At 66.1% G+C, this 20,891-nt stretch carries 16 protein-coding genes; 7 read left to right on the top strand and 9 right to left on the bottom strand.

Annotated features, from left to right (window positions below):
* Positions 1-392 precede the first annotated feature (392 nt).
* Positions 393-3,236 (bottom strand): TonB-dependent receptor domain-containing protein, encoded by a 2,844-nt coding sequence (locus LNV28_RS10815; RefSeq protein ID WP_263519758.1) that lies wholly within the window; start codon positions 3,234-3,236, stop codon positions 393-395.
* Positions 3,237-3,663: 427 nt separating this feature from the next.
* Here LNV28_RS10815 and LNV28_RS10810 point away from each other — a divergent pair, with 427 nt between their 5' ends.
* A complete protein-coding gene (locus LNV28_RS10810) occupies positions 3,664-5,325 on the top strand; it encodes a M20/M25/M40 family metallo-hydrolase (protein ID WP_263519757.1) in 1,662 nt (553 codons plus the stop codon).
* A 57-nt stretch (positions 5,326-5,382) separates the two neighbouring features.
* Here LNV28_RS10810 and LNV28_RS10805 read toward each other — a convergent pair whose 3' ends face one another.
* The 3 genes from LNV28_RS10805 to LNV28_RS10795 all read right to left on the bottom strand — a co-directional run bounded on the left by LNV28_RS10805 (position 5,383) and on the right by LNV28_RS10795 (position 8,754).
* Complete coding sequence (locus LNV28_RS10805) at positions 5,383-6,672, bottom strand: hypothetical protein (RefSeq protein ID WP_263519756.1); 1,290 nt, start codon at positions 6,670-6,672, stop codon at positions 5,383-5,385.
* A 69-nt stretch (positions 6,673-6,741) separates the two neighbouring features.
* A complete protein-coding gene (locus LNV28_RS10800; RefSeq protein WP_263519755.1) occupies positions 6,742-7,590 on the bottom strand; it encodes a LytR/AlgR family response regulator transcription factor in 849 nt (282 codons plus the stop codon).
* A 36-nt stretch (positions 7,591-7,626) separates the two neighbouring features.
* Positions 7,627-8,754: a sensor histidine kinase gene (locus tag LNV28_RS10795; RefSeq protein WP_263519754.1), complete on the bottom strand. Its 1,128-nt coding sequence runs from the start codon at positions 8,752-8,754 to the stop codon at positions 7,627-7,629.
* A 138-nt stretch (positions 8,755-8,892) separates the two neighbouring features.
* Between LNV28_RS10795 and argH the strand changes: the two genes are divergently transcribed.
* The 3 genes from argH to LNV28_RS10780 are packed head-to-tail and all read left to right on the top strand — an operon-like array spanning position 8,893 to position 12,708.
* Entirely contained in the window at positions 8,893-10,320 is a 1,428-nt protein-coding gene (gene argH, locus LNV28_RS10790; RefSeq protein ID WP_263519753.1) for an argininosuccinate lyase, read from the top strand.
* A gap of 31 nt (positions 10,321-10,351) precedes the next feature.
* Positions 10,352-11,983: a sensor histidine kinase gene (locus tag LNV28_RS10785; RefSeq protein WP_263519751.1), complete on the top strand. Its 1,632-nt coding sequence runs from the start codon at positions 10,352-10,354 to the stop codon at positions 11,981-11,983.
* 17 nt (positions 11,984-12,000) lie between these two features.
* The gene (locus tag LNV28_RS10780) at positions 12,001-12,708 is read left to right on the top strand and encodes a response regulator transcription factor (RefSeq protein ID WP_263519750.1); all 708 of its coding nucleotides are present in this window, start codon (positions 12,001-12,003) and stop codon (positions 12,706-12,708) included.
* A 35-nt stretch (positions 12,709-12,743) separates the two neighbouring features.
* Here the strand turns inward: LNV28_RS10780 and LNV28_RS10775 are convergent, their stop codons facing one another.
* The gene (locus LNV28_RS10775) at positions 12,744-13,331 is read right to left on the bottom strand and encodes a metal-independent carbonic anhydrase family protein (protein WP_263519749.1); all 588 of its coding nucleotides are present in this window, start codon (positions 13,329-13,331) and stop codon (positions 12,744-12,746) included.
* Between the two features lie 322 nt (positions 13,332-13,653).
* Between LNV28_RS10775 and LNV28_RS10770 the strand changes: the two genes are divergently transcribed.
* Together LNV28_RS10770 and LNV28_RS10765 are read left to right on the top strand one after the other, a co-directional pair.
* On the top strand, positions 13,654-14,319 hold the full coding sequence (locus tag LNV28_RS10770; RefSeq protein WP_263519748.1) for a hypothetical protein: 666 nt from the start codon (positions 13,654-13,656) through the stop codon (positions 14,317-14,319).
* 107 nt (positions 14,320-14,426) lie between these two features.
* Positions 14,427-14,912, top strand: coding sequence for a hemerythrin domain-containing protein (locus tag LNV28_RS10765; RefSeq protein ID WP_263519747.1), 486 nt, complete (start codon positions 14,427-14,429; stop codon positions 14,910-14,912).
* Positions 14,913-14,928: 16 nt separating this feature from the next.
* Here the strand turns inward: LNV28_RS10765 and LNV28_RS10760 are convergent, their stop codons facing one another.
* Genes LNV28_RS10760 through LNV28_RS10745 form a run of 4 tightly spaced genes read right to left on the bottom strand, consistent with a single transcriptional unit; the run spans position 14,929 to position 19,348 of the window.
* Positions 14,929-16,098 carry an ABC transporter permease gene (locus LNV28_RS10760; RefSeq protein ID WP_263519746.1) on the bottom strand — a complete coding sequence of 390 codons (1,170 nt, stop codon included), beginning with the start codon at positions 16,096-16,098 and terminating at the stop codon, positions 14,929-14,931.
* Between the two features lie 54 nt (positions 16,099-16,152).
* Complete coding sequence (locus LNV28_RS10755) at positions 16,153-17,313, bottom strand: ABC transporter permease (RefSeq protein ID WP_263519745.1); 1,161 nt, start codon at positions 17,311-17,313, stop codon at positions 16,153-16,155.
* Between the two features lie 44 nt (positions 17,314-17,357).
* Positions 17,358-18,065: an ABC transporter ATP-binding protein gene (locus LNV28_RS10750; RefSeq protein WP_263519744.1), complete on the bottom strand. Its 708-nt coding sequence runs from the start codon at positions 18,063-18,065 to the stop codon at positions 17,358-17,360.
* Complete coding sequence (locus LNV28_RS10745) at positions 18,062-19,348, bottom strand: efflux RND transporter periplasmic adaptor subunit (RefSeq protein ID WP_263519743.1); 1,287 nt, start codon at positions 19,346-19,348, stop codon at positions 18,062-18,064. Before LNV28_RS10745 ends, LNV28_RS10750 begins: the two co-directional genes overlap by 4 nt.
* 241 nt (positions 19,349-19,589) lie before the next feature.
* Between LNV28_RS10745 and LNV28_RS10740 the strand changes: the two genes are divergently transcribed.
* A complete protein-coding gene (locus tag LNV28_RS10740; RefSeq protein WP_263519855.1) occupies positions 19,590-20,777 on the top strand; it encodes a Y-family DNA polymerase in 1,188 nt (395 codons plus the stop codon).
* Positions 20,778-20,891 lie beyond the last annotated feature (114 nt).

Raw genomic sequence — 20,891 nt, 5'->3', positions numbered from 1 at the left:
TCCCCCGGCCCGCGCTGCGCGCGGCCCTCCTCCTTGACTTCGCTTCAGCACTCACCCGACACCCCTTGTCAGTTCAATCGGGCGGCGTCTTCGTCGAAGGGGCAAAGCCTTGCTGGATCGGGGCGGCTGGGTGCTCTGCGCAGTGAAGTAAAGGAGGAGGCGCCAGCCGAAGGCTGGGGCCGGGGGACATGAACGGAGCAGAGTGCCCAGTCGGCCCGATCTCCGCCCAATCGAACGGCTGCTCAGTGCCGAAAGCCGGCAAACCGTAAAAAGGGCGGGCATGAAAAAAGGCCGGCATCAAGCCGGCCTCTCAGGTTCATGCTCGAGGGATTCGGGATCCAAGCCGCCTCTCGCGAGTCGGCTCGAACCAGATACCCCCGGGGCAGCTCAGATCACCAGAAGGTGTACTCGGCAGCCAGGCGCAGCATGCGGCCTTGGACGTCTTCACGATCCGGAGGAATCACGCCACCGATACCGAAGCCGCGATAGTCCACCGGCGCGCGGGTGCCCAGGATGTTGCGAACGTTGGCACTCAGCTTCAAAGCCTTGATCGGGCTGTAGCTGACGTTGTAGTCCACACGCGAGTAGGCACCGTAGCGGCACTGATCAGCATTCAGACCCTTGGTCTTGGCGCAGTCTTCGGTGGTCCAGGCAGGGGCATTGAAATCGCTGTTCAGGGCCGTGCTGTTCTGGTAGTGGAAGCTCAGCGCCTGCGACACATTGGCCACCGAGTGGCTCAAGGTGAAGCGCGACTTCCAACGCGGCGTGCCGTAGCGGCCTGCCATATTGTCGCCATAGCCCTTGCGCGCAGCGCTCCAGTAGTAGAGGCCTTCGGTGTAAGTCAGGTCCAGATCGGCACCGAACTTGCCCACTTCCGTGACGACCTGACCCTTGACGGTCACATCCCAACCCGAGGTCTTGGTGCGGAACAGATTCTCGAAGGTCGCGACCACCGAGGTCAGACGACCGGCCGTCACACCGTACTTGGCACGGGCTGCGGCATCAAAAATCTGATCGTCAGCCAAGGGCAGACGGTTGATCACACCGGCAGGCAAAGTGTCTTCGATGTTCAGCAGGTCGTTGGTCCCCTTGCGACCGATTTCGTCCTTGCGCTCGATATGCCAGTAGTCAATGGTTGCGCTCAGGTCCTTGACGGGCGAGAAGGCCAAGCCGAGGGTTGCGGAGCGGGCCGTTTCAGGCTTCAAGTCCGGGTTGTAAGCCACGATGCTGGCCAGACCGCGCGAGCATTCGCCGGTCACGTTGTCCGCCTGGGCGGTCAAGAGCTGCTTGTCGGGGTTGTTGGCCGGCAGAGCTGCGGCTTGCGCCTTCAGATCCTTGGCGTAGTTGGTCGCCGCGGCGCAACGCTTGGGGTCGCTGATGCCGTTGTTGAATGCGAACTTCGTCGAAGGCGCGTTCTCGGTCAGATTCGGAGCACGGAAGCCGGTCTCCACGGTGGCACGGAACAGCAGCTCCTTGCTGGGCTGGAAGCGCAGAGCGACCTTGGGCGAGAAGTGCGCACCGAAGCCAGGGAACTTGTCCACGCGGCCAGCAGCGGCCAGCTCCAGGGTCTTGGTCAGGGGCAGGTTGGCTTCCACGAACAAGGCGCCAAAGTTGCGCGCCGCGTCCGAACGAACCGAACCGTTGCCGACGATGTTGCCGCGCTCCAGACCACCCGTGGGCGTGATCTTCACTTCTTCACGACGCAGTTCGAAGCCGGTCGCAAAACCAATGGCGCCAGCAGGCAGGCTGCCCAGCTCGCCGGTCAGCTTGCCGTCGACAAAGTACTGCTTGATCTCAGCGTCATAGCCGTAGGTCGGGAACAGCTTGGCCAGCACTTCCGGGCTGTTGACTTGACCGATCTTGTAGCCATTGGGCTTGTTGAAGAAGTCGGGGTCCAAGACCTTCTTGGTGTAATCGCCGATGACTTCCTTGAAGCCGGCTTCGCTGAACGCGCCGCGCTGAGCCATGCGGCTCTTGCCGCCCATCACGCCCACAGCACCGTCCCAATCGAAGGCACCCCAGACGCCCTTGAGGCCACCCAGCACGCGGTACTGGTCCGTGTCGACAACGCTGCCGGCGCCAGAGTCCACGAAGCGATAGCGGAACTCAGCCTCGGCTCCGGTGTTGTTGAGTGGGTGACCAGCAGGCAGACCGCGGTTGGTGAAGCTGCGCAGGCCATTGGTCGTTGGGTCGCCCCAGACGGTCGTACCCTGGGCAGTTCCATAGGCGTTGTAGGCGCTTTCGTAGCTGGTCTTGGTGCTGGCGTACAGCGCTTCACCATAGGCCTGCAGATCCGGATTGATCTGGAACTTGGCGGCCACCAGCGCCGTCACGCGGTCGGCAGCGGGCGTGGCTTCAAAGCGCTCATAGCGGTCGTACTGGCACAGTCCACCGATCACGAGGTTGGCTGGGCAGCCAGCCACCGGGCCGATGGTGTTCTTGCCGTTTGCACCCTTGGTCAAGACGTTGCCGGGGTAGCTGTAGCTCGACGGGGTGCCGAAGCCAGAGGAGAAGGCAGCGTAGGCCGGATTAGAGTCACCCAAGACCTCGTTCCACATCACGCTGTTGCGCTTGTAGAGGTCGACATTGGCCAGCACATTGAAGCGCTGGGTGGCCAAATCGCCATAGCCGGCAGTCAGGGTCACGGACTTGTCGTTGAACTGGCTGTTCAACAAGGAACGCTCGCCAGACACCTTGCCAATCAAGCCTTGGAAGTCACGGCGGGTGATGATGTTGATCACGCCGGCCACAGCGTCAGAGCCATAGATTGAAGAGCCGCCGCTCTTCAAGATTTCCACGCGCTCGATGGCTTCCAAGGGCAGCGTGTCGATATTGGTGAAAACTTGGCTGTAGTCGGCCAGCGGATAGCTGGCGACACGGCGGAAGTTCATCAGCACCAGGGTGGACTGCTTGCCCAGGCTGCGCAGCGACACCGAAGAGGCGCCACCCGCAAAGCTGTTGCTGCCGCCCAGGTCACTCAGGCTGCCAGTGCTGGCGGCCAGTTGCTCAACCAGCTGGCGCACGGTGGCGACACCGCTCTTGGCGATGTCCTCACGGCGGAACACGGCCACGGGCGAAGCGCCTTCAGCGTCAACGCGCTTGATGTGGCTGCCGATGATTTCAACGCGCTCGAGCGACTGTGTCTCGGCAGCGAAGGAAGAAGAACAGGCCAGGGCGCTAGCCAAGGCGATGCCGGTCAGGGCCATGGGGGCCTGGCGCTTGATGGAACGGGACATGAGAAACCCTCAGAGTCGCTGCTTGGCCTGGTGGGCCGCCTGCAGCATTTTGTTGCTTACGTGGACTCGAACATGTGCGCCCTGCCACTCTGGAGCCCCTCGGAAAATCCCGATCTGGTGCTCCCGGAGCGGGCGCGGACCACATTCTGGCAGTGGTCCTCATGGTTTTCACGAGGCCGTTTCAGGGGATGCGTGATTGCCACACCTGGGTGCCAACTCGGTTTTTCAGGAGTTTTTGTGGCATGCAGATGTCAGTTCCGACCTTGGCAAGAACGCAAAAACTAGGGAATACCCGAAAGACTTGCGAAACAATTGAGCAAAGATCCACACGAAAACCCTGTCGATTCTGCGTTTGCAGCCTCCTAAGATCGTCTGTTCGAAAGCATGAGCCGTGCGCTCTACGACAACCAAGACGAGGAGACTGTCCATGAACAAACCATTTCTGGCCGCCCTAGGCCTGAGTCTGGCGGCGCTGAGCCACGCCAGCCTGGCCGGCGAGAAGATCTGGATCAGCCTGGGCGACGCCGCCCTGGCCCAGCTGCAAAAGCACAGCGACAGCGCCCGCCCCCGACTGAGCATCAGCAGCGGCCTGAGCCGCTCCGGTGAATTCACCTCCGCCAACGGAGCACGCCGGCCCGGCCTGAGCAGCGGTGCCGCCAGCACTGCGGCAGCCGCCCAGCCCGAATCCATCCACCTGCTGCAAATCGACGAAGACCTGCTCGGCCAGCTGTCCGATTCCATCCACGAAGAGCTGCGCCGCTGCGGTGGCTATATGTTCCACGCCAGCCTGGAAGACGGCCTGGCCACCCTGCAAGCCCACAGCGCCGAAGCTGCCAAGACCCGCGGCCAACTGAGCAGCACGGGCGACGCCACGGCGGCAGGCCGCGTGCCTCTGCTCTCGCGCCCCAGCTACGTGATCGACCAGCAGGCCCTGGTCACGCCCATGCTGACGCAGATGCAGGCCAGCCGCATCGGCCAGACCATCATCGACCTGTCCAGCTTCACCAACCGTTTCTACAAAACCAGCTCGGGCGTGGCCGCGTCGAACTGGATCCAGCAGCAATGGGCCGCCTTGGGCGCCGGCCGCAGCGACTACTCGGTGGTGCAGTTCAACCACCCGACCTGGGCCCAAAAATCGGTGATCGCCACCATCAAAGGCAGCGACAACAGCCGCGAAGTGATCGTGCTGGGCGCGCACATGGACTCGATCAACGGCTCCAACACCACCGAAACCACGGTGGCGCCGGGCGCTGACGACGACGCCTCGGGCGTGGCCAGCCTGACCGAGATCATTCGCACCCTGATGGCCAACAACTACAAGCCGCGCCGCACCATCCAGTTCATGGCCTACGCGGCCGAGGAAGTGGGCCTGCGCGGCTCGCAGGAAATTGCCAAGAGTCACAAACGCCTGGGCGCCAATGTGGTGGGCGTGATGCAGTTGGACATGACCAACTACAAGGGCTCGCCCAAGGACATCTACATCTACACCGACTACACCGATGCGGCGCAGAACCAGTTCGTCAACAACCTGATCCAGACCTACCAGCCCGAGCTGAGCATCGGCACCGATGTCTGCGGCTACGGCTGCTCGGACCATGCCTCCTGGACCGCCCAGGGCTTCGCAGCGTCCATGCCCTTTGAGGCCGCCTTCAACCAGGACAACCCCAAGATCCACACCGCCAACGACACCTACGCCAACACCGGCAGCCAGGCCGACCATTCGTTGAAGTTCGCGCGCCTGGGCCTGTCCTATGCGGTGGAACTGGGCAGCGACGGCCCCGGCAGCAGCGTGCCCAGCGACAAGACTGAAATCCTCAAGGGCCGCCTGGCCACGGGCGCCAGCCAGGTGCTCGGCCCCTTCAAGGCCAAGGCCGGCGCCTTCAAAGCCAGCACCATCGGCGAAGGCGACATCGACCTCTACGTCAAGGTCGGCGCCGCGCCCACGACCAGCAGCTTTGATTGCAAGTCCGACGGCAGCACCTCCAGCGAAAACTGCGCCGTGAATCTGAGCGGCAACAGCGAGGTCTATGTGCTGCTCAAGGGCTACGCCGCCGGCACTTACAAGCTGACGGTCAGCTACCAGCCCTGATGACGGTGTTTATGAATCCCTGACGAGTGAAACTTCGGCCAGCCCTTGGGTGCGAACTCAGGGCTGGCTTTTTTTATTCGTCAGCGACAAGGCCTCGGCTTGGGCCGCGGAGAGCTTGCGGGCATGCAAAAGCTGCAGCTCGCCGAGGGTCGCCAGATCGGCAAAGTACTGCACAAAATCGGGCCGGCTTGAGCATTCCAGAGGCTGGCCCGCGGCGGCTTCGTAGAGCTTTCCACCTTCAGAAAGTGCGCCGGCTTGAAGACCCATGCGCTCCTGCCCACGAGCAATCCAGTCGTGTGTGGCACCGTCCGCACGCCTGCCGAGAGCTTCGGCCAAGGCGAGTGCGCCGAGGTCCTCACTCTCTTTCCAAAGTTGCTGCGCCAGGGTCGAGCAGGCCTGCTTCAACTCTAGGTCCGCCGCAGCTTCTTGCACTGTGCACAAGCGCATCAGGCCGCTGCGATGAAACAGCCCCGTGTCAACGGCGAACAGCACCCACAGCGATTGCTGCGCCGCCTTGCGCAGGCCTGGGGTCTGAATCAAGGGCAGGCTCAGCAAGGCCTGCAAGGCGTGGCGGCCGTATTCGATGGACCGGGGCGCTTGTACAGCCCGCATCAAGGCCGCACGCTGGGCGCTCGCCGTGGGCATTTCTCCCAGGGCCGCCAGCCAGGCCAGGCGATTGTCCGGCTCTACCTCCGCCCACAGGGACGCCGGGACACGTGTACAAGCCGCCGCACCCGAGCAATGCGCCTGCAAGGCCTGATACACGGCGAAGGGCTGGCGACTCTGACGAGCCAGCTCCTGCAGCCGGGCCTGGGCCCGAGCTTTCATGGCCTCGTCGGCCGGGTAGCGAAACTGCAGCCACTCCGCCACCACCTGAGATTGCGTATCAGCCCGCAAGCGAAGCTGCCGCGCCGACTCGTCGACCAAGCGACGCATAGCCCGACTCCGCTGGCCGTCAGCTGAAGCGTCCTCGCCTTCGCCCTGACGCCAAGCTTCATCGGCACACCAGCGCGCATCGACCCGCCGTGCTTCCCACTCCGCTGCGTCGATGCGCGAGCCCGGCGGCGGCGTCAGCGTGGCCACACCGGCACGACGGTATTGCTCGGCCAGCACCTGGTCCTCGGCTTCGCGAGTCAGGCTCCAGAAAGGGCTGATCGACGCGCCCGAAGCCGCAGCGGACTGGGCTGTCGCCGTGCGCGCAGCGAGCTCAGCCGCCGCCTCAGCCGGCGCGTGCACGGGCCAGTACAGCCAGGCGACCAGGCCCGGCCCGGCCAAGCCGGCCAGCACGCCGAGCCATCGGCGGCGATATGGATGACGATGAATTCGAACGCCTGGCTCTGTGGCCATGTTTCCCCTCCCCGGGTCCCTCTGACGATTTTGTCTGCTCAGTCGGGACGCAGATGATAGGGGCCTAACTCAGCTGCCTCGGTCGGCCAGCGCTTCCCGCACGGCCGCCACCTGGCGGCGCGAGACCGACAGCCATTCGTTGACATGGGCGATGCGCACCGCCCAGCCATCGGCCACCTCGGCGTTCACCAGGTCCAAGCCGCCGAGCTGGGTATCGCTGCCATCGTCCGGGCTGGCATGGCTGGGCGCATGGCGCTCCAGCTGGCGCACCGCCGACTTGGCCACCAGGGCATTGCGGTGCACGCGCAGAAAGCGCTCGCCCAGGCGAGGCTCCAGCTCCGACAGGCTGCCGTCCATCACCAGGCTTTGGGTGGCGGTGCGCAAGGTCAGGTACTTCAGCTCGGCCTTGAGGTACAGCACTTCGTTCAGCGGCACGCGGATCAAACGGCCTCGGTCGCTGACCACAATGACCGGCTGCTCCGGCTCCAACTCGCCGGGCTGGGTGGCCTGGAAGGTCTGCATGGCCGAGCGCTCAGCCAGGCGCTGGGCGACACGGGTCAGCGCCGCCTGCAAACGCTCGCGCCGCACCGGCTTGGTCAGGTAGTCCATGGCCTCCAGCTCGAAAGCTCGCAAGGCATGGCCGGCATGGGCGGTGACGAAGACGATGGCCGGTGGCTGGGCCATCTGCTGCTGCAAGCTGTCGGCCAGCTGAAGGCCATCGGCACCGGGCATCTGCACATCAAGCAGGATCAGGTCACAGCTGTGATCGCGCAACCAGTGCTGAGCCTGGGTGGCGCTGCCCGCCTCGGCCACCACCTCGGCGCGCGGGTCCACACAAGCCTCGAGCAGGCTGCGCAGGCGCAAGCGGGCCAGGGGTTCGTCATCGACGAGAAACACAGTGAGGGCAGCGGACTGCATGGCGTGAAACTGAAAAACGGCAAGACAAGGCAAGGGTCAAAGCGGCAGGACGATGCGCACGGCAAAGCGCCCCGGCGAAGGACTCAGCTCGAAGCTGGCCGCGACATCATGCATCAGGCGCAGGCGCTGGCGCACATTGCGCAGAGCCAAACCGTGACCAGATGTTTGCGCCACGCGGCCGACGCTGTTGCTGACGGAAATCTCCACCTCGGCGCCGCGCCGGCGGGTTCGGATCTCGACGTCACCGCCATCGTCATTGGGTTCGACGCCGTGGCGCACGGCGTTCTCGACCAAGGGCTGCAGCAGCAGGGGCGGCACGCGCGCGCCGCTGGCGGCGGGGTCCAAGTCCCAGTGCAGGCGCAGGCGTTCGCCGAAGCGCACCTGCTCGATGTCGAGGTAGCGCCGCGCCAGCTCGACCTCCTCATCCAGGCGCACCACCGTGGTGGCATCGGCCAGGGCGACACGAAACAGCTCGCTCAAGTCTTCCAGCAAGCCCTCGGCCTTGAGCGGGTCCAGGCGCACCAGAGCGATGGCGCTGTTCAAAGTGTTGAAAAGAAAGTGCGGGCGGATGCGTGCCTGCAGCTCGACCAGCTGGGCCAGGGCGTCGGCCGGGCGCTGCGAGCGCTCGCGCAGCTTCATCCAGGCCAACATCAGGGAAGCCACGGCGGCGCCGGCCACGAAAATGCTGACCAAGCGAAACAGCGTGCTCGCTTCGAAGGCCGCAAAGCTCAGCAGCTGCCAGCCCATGGACGAACACAGGCCGCCCAAGCTCAACAAGCTCAGCCACTGCGCGGGTTCGCTGAAGCGGGCGAGCAGACGTTTGCTGGCACAGACCAGCAGCAACCAGAGCAGCACGGCCGACAGCGTCACCACCGTGCCGCTGGCCACCCAGCTCATCCACTCGTCCAGATTGCGCGCCGCCAGCGCCAGGCCCAGGCCCAGCAGCCCTTGCACGCCCAACACCGCGCGCAGCACCAGGCCGACATGGCAGACATCAAAGACCCGCTGTGGGTCGAACAGAGGCAGGACCTCGGTCTCCTCGGCCGGCTGGGTGGGCAGGCCGAGGATGCTGGTCAGGCTGGTGGTGTCCGGCCAGACGCTGACGCGGCTGGGCGTGCCGCCTTCGGCATCGGTGGAGGAAGGCTTGGGGCGAGGCGAGGACACGAGGGACACAGCTCCTGAAGTCATGCGAGCCGCGCGGGGCTGCGGCCGGTGCGGCTCGATAGAATCGGGCGCCCTCGGATTGTGCGTCAGCCCCGAGGGCCCCAGCCTCTTCTTCAGCAGCAAAGCGCCCTTCTGCCCATGTCCTCCTCCGCCCAAGCCCCCGGTCAGCCCAGTGACAACCAGCTCGCCAACAAGGCACAAGCCTGGTCCGCGCTCTTCTCCGAGCCCATGAGCGATCTGGTCAAGCGCTACACCTCCAGCGTGTTCTTCGACAAGCGCTTGTGGGCGGCCGACATCCAGGGCAGCCTGGCGCACGCCGAGATGCTGCATGCCCAGGGCATCCTGGCCGCCCAGGACCTGGCCGACATCGAGCGCGGCATGGCCCAGATCAAGAGCGAGATCGAAGCCGGCCAGTTCGACTGGCAGCTCGATCTGGAAGACGTGCACCTCAATATCGAAGCCCGCCTGACCGCCCTGGTCGGCCTGGCCGGCAAGCGCCTGCACACCGGCCGCAGCCGCAACGACCAGGTCGCCACCGATGTGCGCCTGTGGCTGCGCGGCGAGATCGACGAGCTGCTGCTCCTGCTCAAGGCCTTGCAGACCGCCTTGGTCGATGTGGCCGAGAAGAACGCCGAGACCATCTTGCCGGGCTTCACCCATCTGCAAGTGGCACAGCCGGTCGCCTTCGGTCACCACCTGCTGGCCTATGTGGAAATGTTCGCCCGTGACGCCGAGCGTCTGGTCGATGCACGCCGCCGCGTCAACCGCCTGCCCCTGGGCGCGGCCGCCCTGGCCGGCACCAGCTACCCGCTGGATCGCGAGCGCGTGGCCCGCACGCTGGGCATGGAAGGTGTCTGCCAGAACAGCCTGGACGCCGTGTCCGACCGCGATTTCGCCATCGAGTTCAGCGCCGCCGCCTCGCTGGTGATGGTGCACATCTCGCGCCTGTCGGAAGAACTGATCCTGTGGATGAGCCAGAGCTTCGGCTTCATCGACCTGGCCGACCGTTTCTGCACCGGCTCGTCCATCATGCCGCAGAAGAAAAACCCCGATGTGCCCGAGCTGGCACGCGGCAAGACCGGCCGCGTGGTCGGTCATCTGATGGGCTTGATCACCTTGATGAAGGGCCAGCCCCTGGCCTACAACAAGGACAACCAGGAAGACAAGGAGCCGCTGTTCGACACGGTGGACACCTTGAAAGACACGCTGCGCATCTTTGCCGAAATGGCCGGCGGCATCACGGTCAAACCCGAGGCCATGGAGCGCGCGGCCCTGAAGGGTTATGCCACCGCCACCGACCTGGCCGACTACCTGGTCAAGAAGGGCCTGGCCTTCCGCGATGCGCACGAGATCGTCGCCCACGCGGTCAAGACCGCGATCGCCAGCGGCGTCGATCTGTCCCAGCTGCCCCTGGCCGAGCTGCAGAAGTTCGATGCCCGCATCGGCGACGATGTGTTTGAGGTGCTGAGCCTACGCGGCTCGCTCAACGCCCGCAACATCCTCGGCGGCACGGCGCCAGCCCAGGTGCGAGCCCAGGTGGCCCGCCACCGCGCCCGCCTGGCGTAAATCCGAGCGAGCCAGCACCGAGACCTCATTCATGTTCAAAGCCCGCTTGAGCGTCTGGCTGGGCGTGCTGGTGGCCGTGGTGGCCACCCAGTTCGCCGTGGTGGTCTGGCTGGTCAACCAGTCGGAGCTGGAGCGCTCGCGCAGCCTGCGCGCCAAAGACGCCCTGGTCCAGTACCTGGACCTGGCCGCCAACAAGCAGCGGCTCAAGGTCTGGTTCGCCCAGTACCTGCTGACCGATGCGGCGCCCGTGCCCTTGCGTGACAGCTATCTTCAGCGCATGCAGGCCAGCCTGACCGAGCTGGAGCGCTTGCACGCCTTGGAGTCCTCTGACCCTGGCGACCGCGCCATCGAAACCGTGTCGCGCCAGACCCTGGCCGCGCTGCAAACGAACTTCGAGGCCTTGCGCGCCCAGATCCTGCAGGCCCAGCCGCACACCCCCCACCCCAACCCGAGCAGCGAACGGGCCACGGTCTGGGACGAGATGCTGGGTGTGTTCGACATCTCCCAGGGTCAGGACATGCGCACCCTGATCGCCGAGGCGATCCGCCTGCAAGAGACGCACAGCCGCGCCACCGAGGCCGCCGCGCAAACGGCGCTGGAGCGCTCGCGCCGCCTGGCCATCTTCAGCATCTTGTCCACCATCGTCCTGTCCATGGGCTTTGTGGCCTATTTCGCCTGGGACATCCGCCGCCGCATGGCGCCCTTGCTGGACGGCACCCTGGCCTTGCAGGCCGGCCGCATGGAGCACCGCATCGCCGTGCATGGCCGCGACGAATTCGACCGCCTGAGCCTGAGCTTCAACCGCATGGCCGAGGAGATCCAGCTGCACCGCGCCAACGAAGCCAGCCAGCGCCAGCGCCTGGAAGACGCCGTGGCCCAGCGCACCCAGGACCTGCACGCCGCCAACCAGCAGTTGCTGGAGATCGACCACTCACGCCGCCAGTTTTTCGCCAACATCAGCCACGAGCTGCGCACGCCCACCACCGCCATCCTCGGCGAGGCCGAGATCAGCCTGCGCCGCAGCGGCCATGCCGAGAGCGTCTACCGCGAGGCCCTGGAACGCGTGGCCGCCACCGCGCGCCAGCTGGGCGCTCGCATTGCCGAGCTGATGAGCGTGGCCCGCCAGGGCGAGGACAGCCTGCAGGGCGAGCGACAGCCCATTGATGTGCCGGCCCTGCTGCAGCAAGCGCTGGAGCAGCAACGCGGCGCGGCGGCCGCGCAAGGCCTGGACCTGCAGCTGCAGGGCGATGCGCTGGAGCTGCTGCAGGCCCTGCCCGGTCAAGGCCTGCAGCTGCGCGGCCAGGCCGCCAAGCTGGGCCAGGCCCTGACCATCTTGCTGGACAACGCCCTGCGCTACACGCCCGCGCCGGGCTCGGTCTTCCTGGGGGCCAGACTGGATCTGGCCACGCCCCAGCCTCGCCTCGTGCTGTGCGTGGAAGACAGCGGCATCGGCATGGCCCCCGAGGAACTGGGCCGCGCCCAGGAGCGCTACTGGCGCGCCGAGGCCGCGCGCCGCCTGCGCCCCGAGGGCATGGGCTTGGGCCTGGCGATCGCCGCGGACATTGCCGCCGCACATGAGGGCCGGTTGGAATTGCAAGCCCGGCCCGAGGGCGGCTGCCGTGCCTGCCTGATCCTGCCGCTGGATGCGGCGGCGCAAGCCTGAGCAGCAAGGCCCACGACATGCCCCATCTCCTGATCGTCGAAGACGACCGCCGGGTCTCGGACTTTCTCAACCGCGGCCTGCGGGCCGAGGGCTACCAGATCACCGTGATCGAGCGCGGCGACCTGCTGCAAAAAAGCGTGGAACAGCTCGAGCCCGATCTGATCCTGCTCGATGTGATGCTGCCCGGCATCAGCGGCGTGGAAGCCTGCCAGCGCCTGCGCGCCGCGCGCTGCCGCACGCCGGTGCTGATGCTCACCGCCATGGATGCGCTGGAGGACAAGGTCAGCGGCCTGCGCTGCGGCGCCGACGACTACCTGACCAAGCCTTTTGCCTTCGAGGAGTTATTGGCCCGCATCGAGGCCTTGCTGCGCCGCGCCGAAGCGCCCGGCGAAGACGCGGGCGGCAGCAGCGTCCGCCAGCGCCAGCTCAGCCTGGGCGATCTGGTGCTGGACCTGGAGCGCATGCAGGTGCGGCGAGATCAGCAGTTGGTCACCATGACGGCGCGCGAGCTGGCCCTGCTGGAGATTTTGATGCGCCACCCAGGCCGGGTGTTCAGCCGCGAGCGCATCCTCAACACCGTCTGGGGTTACAGCGAGGATCCACTGACCAATGTGGTCGATGTCTACATCCGCCGCCTGCGCGCCAAGCTGGACGAGGGCCGCGAGCAACCCCTGATCCAGACCGTGCGCGGCCTGGGCTACAAGATCGACAGCGAGCCGGCCTGAGCCTTTTTGCTTCTGGCCGGACCCGCTGCCGCGACTCAGTTCGCCGTGTAGGGCAGCGAGGAGTGGTGCAGCACGATGCGGATCACGCCGCTGTCGTCCTTCTTGAAGGTCCAGGTCTTGTCGACCGTGGTGACCTTGCCGTTCTTGTCGGTCATGCTGACCTTGCCCATGGTGTTGGCCACATCACCGTTGATGTGCACGGCGGCGTTGCTGACCTCGACCTTTTTCCAGCCCTTGAGCGCGAAGCCGCTGTCCTTGGGGAAGTTGGCGTCGCCGCCGACGAAATAGGACAGTGCGCCCTCCTTGGTGGTGCGGAAGGTCTGTGGCTCCACCGTCAACGTGGGCTTGAACAGCACCGGGCCGAGCTTGTAACCGTAGGCGCCGTCCAGCACGGCGCTGGCCGTGGCCTTGGCCTTGGCAAGGCCACCGCTTTGGTAGTCGTCGCTGATCTTGACCAGGGCCTCGCCCCAGGCCTTTTGCGCGGCCTCGACCTCGGCCAGGCTGATATTGCTGTTGTAGACGCGTGCTTCGCCGGTCTGGGCCAGGGCGGCGTTGGTGCCGAACAGGGCCAGCGAGGCGGCCAGGGTCAAAACACCGGTGGAGAGCTTGGATTTCATATTCATGGCGAGCTTTGCGGTCGCGCTGCAGACGCAGGCGGGTTGAGGGGAATGGTTGGCATCGTGAGCGAGGCCGACCGGTCGATTTCTCTGCTTCATTCAGCGCCGCACCCTGGGGTGCTGCACGGCCTTCATTCCATCAAGCCGGGCTGATCGCTCCATGAACTGCAGATGAACCGCAGCGCACGCGCAGATGAACCTCAGATGAACAGCCTGCCCGGCGCTACCCCACGGCGCGGATGCCGCTACGGCCACGGGCTGGCACGGAGCCGCTGCACGCACGGCCACAATCGCGCGCCATCACCACCCGGCTTCGGCCCCACGCCCCATGCCACGCGCACTTCTGCTCGCCCTGTCCCTGGCCCTGCTGCCCGTCCTGCAACTGCTGCCCCAGAGCAGCCAGGCGGCCGACCCGCTGTGGCTCAAGACCCTGGCGCATCTGGAAGCGCAAAAGCAGGTCGTGCCCGATGAATCGAGCACCCGCATCGAGGCCACCAGCAACTACACCGACACCACGCTGACCCGCCGCAAGCTGGACCATTGGGAGGGCAGCAAGCCCATCTACCGCATCACCGCTGCCGAGCCGCCGCTGGCACCGGGCGACGCCGAGCGCGAAGGCCAGAACCAGCAGATCGGCGAAACCATGAGCCGCGGCCAAGACTGGCTCAAGCCCGACACCCCGGTGCGCCGCAGCGAGGGCGTCGCGCTCGACGGCCAAAGCTGGACCCTGTTCGAGGCTGAGGACAAGAGCTTCACTCGCAAGGTGCAGCTGCGCGCCTGGGTCGACCCCGAGACCGGCCGCCCACATCGCATCGACATCCAGGGCCGCTTCATGATGGTGATCCAGCTGGACGTCAGCTCCCGCTACCAGGCCGACGCGCGCGGCCGCAGCCTGGCCCAGAACGTGACCGGCACCCTCAAGGTGGACACCCTGGGCAAGGGGATGAATCTGCGCTTTGACATCGCCGTTGATTCCTGGGCCGAGCGACCCTGAACCCAGGACCGCAGCGGCAGGGCCCAACGGCAGTCTGATTGATTTGCGACAAGAAAGCCGCGAACCGTCCGCGCCCGAGCCGCCAAATGCGCTACCCTGCCGGCCCTATGAGCACCACCCTTGCATGGACCGACGCCCTGGTCCTGAACCAGCCCCAGATCGACCAGACCCACCAGGAGTTCGTCGCCCTGCTCAATGAGCTGGGCGAAGCCCTGGCCCAGCCCGAGCCCGATCCCCTGCCCTTGTATGCGCGTCTGCTGAGCCACACCGAGGCCCATTTCGCCATGGAAGAGGGCTGGATGGCTGCCACCGGCTTTGCCGCCGACAACTGCCACAGCAAGCAGCACGCCATGGTCTTGGATGTGATGCGCCAGGTGCTGGCTCACACCCATGCCCATGCCGACCTGGAGCCCATGCGCAATCTGCTGCCCGAGCTGGTGAACTGGTTTCCGGCCCACGCCGACATGATGGACGCGGCCCTGGTCTTCCACATGAGCCAGGTCGGTTACGACCCGGTCAGTGGTGCGATCGCCCAGCCCCTGGCCACCGAGGCCAGTGGCATCAGCTCCTGCGGCAGCAAAGACTGCAGCTGAGCCGTCTTCGCTGCACTCAAGCGGCGCGCAAGCAGTCGACGATCTTGAGCCGGGCCGCCCGCCAGGCGGGGATGAAACCACCCACAAAGCCCATGAACAGGGAGAACAGCAAGGTCTTCCAGACAATGGCGGGCGTCAGGCGAAACTGAAACGCCAGCTCCGAGAAGGTCTGGAAATTGGTGGTGCTGATGTTGACGGTTTGCATCAACGAGGCTGCCGCCAGGCCGAGCAGCCCGCCGATCAAGGACAGCAGCATGGCCTCCAGCAAGAAGGCCAGCAGCACCGCGCCGCGGCGAAAACCCAGCGCGCGCAAGGTGCCGATTTCGCCAATGCGTGAGGCCACGGCCGCGAACATGGTGATCATCGCGCCGACGATGGCGCCGATCGAGAACACCACCGACAAGGACGTGCCCAGGATGCTGATGAAGGTCGCCAGGGCTTCGCTCTGCTCGGCGTAAAAGCGGATCTCGGGCTTGGCCTCCAGCTGTAGGCGCGGGTCGGCCTCGATGGCGGCGCGGATCGCCTCAAACTGGGCCTGGTCTTGCAAGCGGAACACCACACTGGAGAAAGCGTCGCGCCGGAAAGCCTGCAGCATCTGCTCGCTGTCGCCCCAGATCTCGGAATCGAAAGCGCTGCCGCCGGCATCGAAGACGCCGACCACGGTCCAATCGCGCCCGGCGAAGCGAAGCGTCTCGCCCAGGCCCGCACCCTGGAAACCCTGAGCGACCGCGCGGCCGGTGATGATCTCGGAGCTGCCGGCCCGGAACATGCGCCCCTCGATCAGGCGCAAGCTCGGGCGCAGCTGCAGGCCCAGCTCCGAGCTGCCACGCACGGTCACATTGCTGGGCTTGCCACTGCCGCGCTTGGGCAGGTTGTTCAGCACCACAGGCTCTTTGCTGAGCAGCGGCAAACCGGCGGCATCGGTGGCGATGCCGGGCAGGCTCTCGACGATGGCGGCCTGGCCACGCGAGATTCCGCTGTTGATCTCGGCGCCGGCGCCCTTGCGCAGCACGATCACGTTGTCCGCCTGCCCGGTGGCCACCAAGGTGCTGCGTATGCCCTCGCTCATCATCAGCACGGTGGCGAAGACATAGACCACAAGGGCCATGCCACCGGCCGTCAGCAAGGTGGTGACGCGCCGCACCCAGAGGTTGCGCGCGATGTAGCTGAGTGGAATGGCTCTCATGTACACCGGCCTCGCCGATTCAGGCAGGCACCCATGGCCGAGCCCTGCTGCGCTTCAACCCACATGGCGCAGGCCCTGAACAATGTCGATGCGGCTCATCTTCCAGGCCGGCCAGGCCGCAGCCACCGCACCCACGACCAGGGCCGCCGCCAATTGCAAGCCCATGGTCAAGGGCGAGACCTGGAACACCGGGAACAAGGTGCCTGCCGCCTGAGCAAAGGCAGCGGCCATGGGCAGGGTCAGGGCCACCGCCAGCAGGCCGCCCGCCAGGGCGATGGTCAGGCTCTCGCCGAGCAGCAGCTTCACCACGAAACCGGGGCCGAAGCCCAGGGCCTTGAGGGTGGCGTACTCGGCCAGCCGCTCACGCGCCGTCATGCTCATGGTGTTGGCCATCACCGCCATGATGATGATGACGATGATGTAGCTGACCGCCTGCACTGCCACCAGGATCGCCTCGCTCATGGACACAAAGCTGAGCTGAAACGCACTCTCGGTTTCGGTCAGGGTTTCGGCCAGAGAGTTTTTGAACTGGGCGTCAACGCGCTGCGACACCAGCGGCGCCTGCTGCGGCTCCTCGATGCCCAGCACATAAACGCCGACGAAATCAGCCCGGTTGCCATAACGCTTGCGCAAGCTCTCGTTGATCAGGCCCCAATGGAACAGCATCTGGCTTTCGTCGGTCTTGGCCTCGGCGCCGTCCCAGATACCGCGCAGGGTGAAACTCCAAGTGCCCGGGTAAATCGTGCCGCGCAGCGGAATCTGGTCACCGATCTTCCAGCCGAACTTGTCCGCCAGCTTGCGCCCGACGACGGCGCCTTGCCGGTCGCGAATGAAGGCCAGGCGCTGCTCATCGCTGAGGCGGTACTCGGGGTAGAGCGCCAGGTAGCTGGCCGGCTCGACCGCGAACTGGGGGAAAAAATTGCGCTCGGTGATGTAGACGCCGCCGAACCAGTTGGCCCAGGACACACGGTTCACCCCCTCCACCGCCTTGAGCCGCTGGGCATAGGCCAGAGGCAGCGGGAAGGTCAGCGAGATCGCGCTGCGCGAGACCAAGCGTGTGCTGCTGGAGGCCTCGACGCCGGCATACCAGGCGTCGACGATGGTGCGCAAAAGGCCAAAGGCCGACAGTGCCACCACCAGGCCGACCAAGGTCAGCAGCGTGCGCAAGCGATGCCGGAAGGCATTCTTCAGCAGGAGCTTGAGCAGAAAGGGCATGGCAGGCGGCTGAACTCGGGGGCGGACGCGGTTTCGGGCTCGGCTTATGGCGCAGGGGCGCCGGCCACATCGGGCACCAAGACGCCCTTTTCCAGATGGATGAGGCGCCGGGCCCGGGCTGCGGCCTTGGGGTCGTGGGTCACCATGACGATGGTCTTGCCCAGCCGGCGATTGAGGTCCTCGAGCAAGTCCAGCACCTCCTGTCCGGTCACGCGGTCCAGGTCGCCCGTGGGCTCATCGGCCACGATCAGGCTGGGGTCGCTGACCAGGGCGCGGGCGATGGCCACACGCTGCTGCTGGCCGCCCGACAACTCGTTGGGAAAGTGATCCATGCGGTCATCCAGCCGCACCAAGGACAAGGCCGCTTCGGCATGCAGGCGGCGTTCGCGGGCCGACAGCCCCGTCAGCAACAAGGGCAGTTCGACGTTCTCCAAGGCCGTCAACACCGGCATCAGGTTGTAGAACTGGAAGATGAAGCCCACCTGCGCCGCGCGCCAATCGGCCAGCGCCCCTTCGCCCAGGGTGGCAATGTCCACGCCCCCGATCACGATGCGGCCACTGCTGGGCTGATCGATGCCAGCGATCAGGTTCAACAAGGTGCTCTTGCCCGAACCGCTGGGGCCCATCAAGGCCACGAACTCGCCGGCCTGCACATCAAGGCTGACATCCAGCAGCACCGGGATGTCCTGCTGGCCGCGGCGGTAGGCCTTGGACAAGGCCTCGATATGAATCAGCGGGGCCTTGTCGCTCATGGCTTGGCTGACAGGGTGACCTGGCTGCCCGCGGCCAATTTGGGCCCTGGCTCCAGCACCACGCGGTCCCCGGACTTCAAACCCGCCGCGCTCACTTCCAGGACATCGCCCAGCACCCGCCCCTTGCGCACCTCCAGCGCCTCCAGCAACTCCCTATCGCCCTGGCGGCTGAGCCGCAGCAACCAGAACTTGCCGTCCTTTTCCTGCAGTGCCTTGGGGTTCACGGCCAGCACCGGCAAGAGCTCCGCAGGCGCGGGCTTCTTGGACAGGAACACGACCTTGGCGCTCATCTCGGGCAGCATGCGCGCGTCGAGTTGGTCGAAGCGCACCTTGGTCATCACCGTGGCCTTGGCCCGGTCCACGGTCGGCACAATGCCCACGACCTGGCCTTGAAAGCGCTGGCCCGGCAAGGCATCCAGGCTGATCTCGACCGGCTGGCCGCTGGCGACCTTGGCCAGGCTGGACTCGGACACATCCGCCTCCACTTCCAGCGTGCCGAGGTCGGCCATGGTGACCACCGCGCCCTGCGAACCGGCGGCGTTCGAGAAGGGCGTGATGATGTCGCCCACATTGGCGTTCTTCACCAGCACCACGCCATCGAATGGCGCCCGGATCTCGGTGAACTCCCGATTCACCTGCTGCAGATTCAGCTGCGCCTGCGCTTGTTGCACGGCCGCCTGGGCCGAGGCCACGCCCGCTTGGGCGGAGACCTGGGAGGCGCGCGCGGCGTCGAGGCGGCGCTGGGCGGCGTCGAGCGCTTGGCCGGAGACAAAGCCCTGCTTTTGCAAGCTGAGGCTGCGCTGGTACTCGGCCTCGGCATTGTTCCACTCGACCTGCGCCTGTTGCACCGCACTTTGAGCCTGGCGGGCACCGGCCTCGGCCAGACGCACGCCGGCCGCGGCGGCAGCGATGGACGCCTGCACATCCGAAGCATCGATGCGGGCGATCAGCTCGCCTTTTTTGAGCACCGAGCCCTCGCGCACATTCAGCTCCATCAGCCGGCCGCTGGCCTTGGAGGCCACCGCCGCACGCCGCTGCGCAACCATATAGCCTGAAGCGGTGAGCTGCGCATACTGGGCCGCCGGCGTGCTTTGCAGCACCGAGCTGACCCGCACCTCGGTCGGGCGCGGCATCAGGGCCACAGCGGCCACCCCCAGCAGCACGAGCAGAGCGAGGATCCAGCGCCAAGGCAGGCGGCGGCGCTTGCCGGAGGCCGGCGCGGCCGTCCGGTCGATCTTCAGTTGAGCCAGGCCGGCAGCGGGAGCAGGAGAAGAATCAGCCATGGTGTGGAGCGTCGCCTCTTGGTGATACAGCCCTGAACTCTCGGGCTCGCGCATTGTGCACAAACTCCATGAAGCCGCGGTTACGCTGAGCCCCCATTGCTGCCATGGCCTGTCAGTACCCAAGGCGGACAATGCTGCGATGGCTGCCGCCCCCGATCCTCGTCCCTCCGACGCCTCCTCCCTCGCCGCACTCCAGGCCAACTCTGGTTCCCTGCCCGAGCGCCTGATCGCGCATCTGGACATGGACGCCTTCTATGCCTCGGTCGAGCTGCTGCGCTACCCCGAGCTCAAAGGCCAGGCGGTGGTGATCGGCGGGCGGCGCATGCACGAGCCGCGCACCTTGGCCGATGGCACGCGCGAGTATTCACGGCTGCGCGACTACACCGGCCGCGGCGTCATCACCACTTCCACCTACGCCGCGCGCGACCTGGGCGTGTTCTCAGGCATGGGCATGATGAAGGCCGCCCTGCGCGCACCCGATGCCATCCTGCTGCCCACCGATTTCGATGCCTACCGGCACTACTCGCGCCTGTTCAAGGCGGCGGTGGCCGAGATCGCGCCGGTGATCGAGGACCGCGGCATCGACGAGATCTACATCGACCTGGGCGAGATCGCCGGCATCCGCGAAGCGGTGGGCTTTGACCCGCTGGGCGGCGTGCGAGCAGTGGCGCGCGAGATCAAGAACTCGGTGCTGCGCGCCACCGGCCTGACCTGCTCGATCGGCATCACGCCCAACAAGCTGCTGTCCAAGATCGCCTCCGAGCTGGACAAGCCCGATGGCATCAGCCTGCTGCTGGCGCCCGACGACTTGCAGACCCGCATCTGGCCACTGGGCGTGCGCAAGATCAATGGCATCGGCCCCAAGGCCGGGGCCAAGCTGCAGGCCCTGGGCCTGGAGACCGTGGGCCAGTTGGCCGCGGCCGAACCGGCCATGTTGATTGCGCAGTTCGGCAAAAGCTTCGGCGCCTGGCTGCACGAAGCAGCCCATGGCCGCGACAACCGGCCCGTGGTCACCCACAGCGAGCCGGTGTCCATCAGCCGAGAGACCACCTTCGAGCGCGATCTGCACGCCGTGCACGACCGCGCCGCCTTGGGCGCCATCTTCACGCGCCTGTGCGAACAGCTGGCCAGCGACCTGCAGCGCAAGGGCTACCTCGGCCGCACGGTCGGCATCAAGCTGCGCTTTGAAGGCTTTCACACCGTCACCCGCGACCTGACCCTCGACTTGCCCACGCAAGACGCCCAGGCCATACGCCGAGCCGCCGGCGCCTGCCTGAAACGGGTGGCGCTGGACAAGCGCCTCCGCCTGCTCGGCGTGCGCATGGGCAGCCTGAGCCGCCCCGGCCAAGCCACTGAAATGCGCGCCCGCGCCAAGCGCGCCCCCGCCAGCACTGGCCCGGCGCCGGCAGAAAACCTGAGCCTGTTCTGAACGCCAGCCGGGCCGGAACAGGCGCTGCGCTGCTATCCTTCCGCTCTGCGGCCGCAGCATCTGCGCGCCCTGCGCCTCGCAGGGCCAAGCAGGCGGCCTGAAGGAGAGCTGCCC

The sequence above is a fragment of the Paucibacter sp. DJ2R-2 genome, assembly GCF_025717675.1.
GTDB lineage: Bacteria > Pseudomonadota > Gammaproteobacteria > Burkholderiales > Burkholderiaceae_C > Paucibacter_A.
Note: the sequence above shows the minus strand (reverse complement) of the source record. Positions and strands in the feature narration are given on the sequence as shown.

Coding starts and splice junctions, on each gene's coding strand:
- LNV28_RS10745 (WP_263519743.1), bottom strand. CDS start 19,348: ATGGCTGATTCTTCTCCTGCTCCCGCTGCCGGCCTGGCTCAACTGAAG.
- LNV28_RS10765 (WP_263519747.1), top strand. CDS start 14,427: ATGAGCACCACCCTTGCATGGACCGACGCCCTGGTCCTGAACCAGCCC.
- LNV28_RS10775 (WP_263519749.1), bottom strand. CDS start 13,331: ATGAATATGAAATCCAAGCTCTCCACCGGTGTTTTGACCCTGGCCGCC.
- argH (WP_263519753.1), top strand. CDS start 8,893: ATGTCCTCCTCCGCCCAAGCCCCCGGTCAGCCCAGTGACAACCAGCTC.
- LNV28_RS10800 (WP_263519755.1), bottom strand. CDS start 7,590: ATGCAGTCCGCTGCCCTCACTGTGTTTCTCGTCGATGACGAACCCCTG.
- LNV28_RS10740 (WP_263519855.1), top strand. CDS start 19,590: ATGGACGCCTTCTATGCCTCGGTCGAGCTGCTGCGCTACCCCGAGCTC.
- LNV28_RS10785 (WP_263519751.1), top strand. CDS start 10,352: ATGTTCAAAGCCCGCTTGAGCGTCTGGCTGGGCGTGCTGGTGGCCGTG.
- LNV28_RS10810 (WP_263519757.1), top strand. CDS start 3,664: ATGAACAAACCATTTCTGGCCGCCCTAGGCCTGAGTCTGGCGGCGCTG.
- LNV28_RS10780 (WP_263519750.1), top strand. CDS start 12,001: ATGCCCCATCTCCTGATCGTCGAAGACGACCGCCGGGTCTCGGACTTT.
- LNV28_RS10760 (WP_263519746.1), bottom strand. CDS start 16,098: ATGAGAGCCATTCCACTCAGCTACATCGCGCGCAACCTCTGGGTGCGG.
- LNV28_RS10755 (WP_263519745.1), bottom strand. CDS start 17,313: ATGCCCTTTCTGCTCAAGCTCCTGCTGAAGAATGCCTTCCGGCATCGC.
- LNV28_RS10815 (WP_263519758.1), bottom strand. CDS start 3,236: ATGTCCCGTTCCATCAAGCGCCAGGCCCCCATGGCCCTGACCGGCATC.
- LNV28_RS10770 (WP_263519748.1), top strand. CDS start 13,654: ATGCCACGCGCACTTCTGCTCGCCCTGTCCCTGGCCCTGCTGCCCGTC.
- LNV28_RS10805 (WP_263519756.1), bottom strand. CDS start 6,672: ATGGCCACAGAGCCAGGCGTTCGAATTCATCGTCATCCATATCGCCGC.
- LNV28_RS10750 (WP_263519744.1), bottom strand. CDS start 18,065: ATGAGCGACAAGGCCCCGCTGATTCATATCGAGGCCTTGTCCAAGGCC.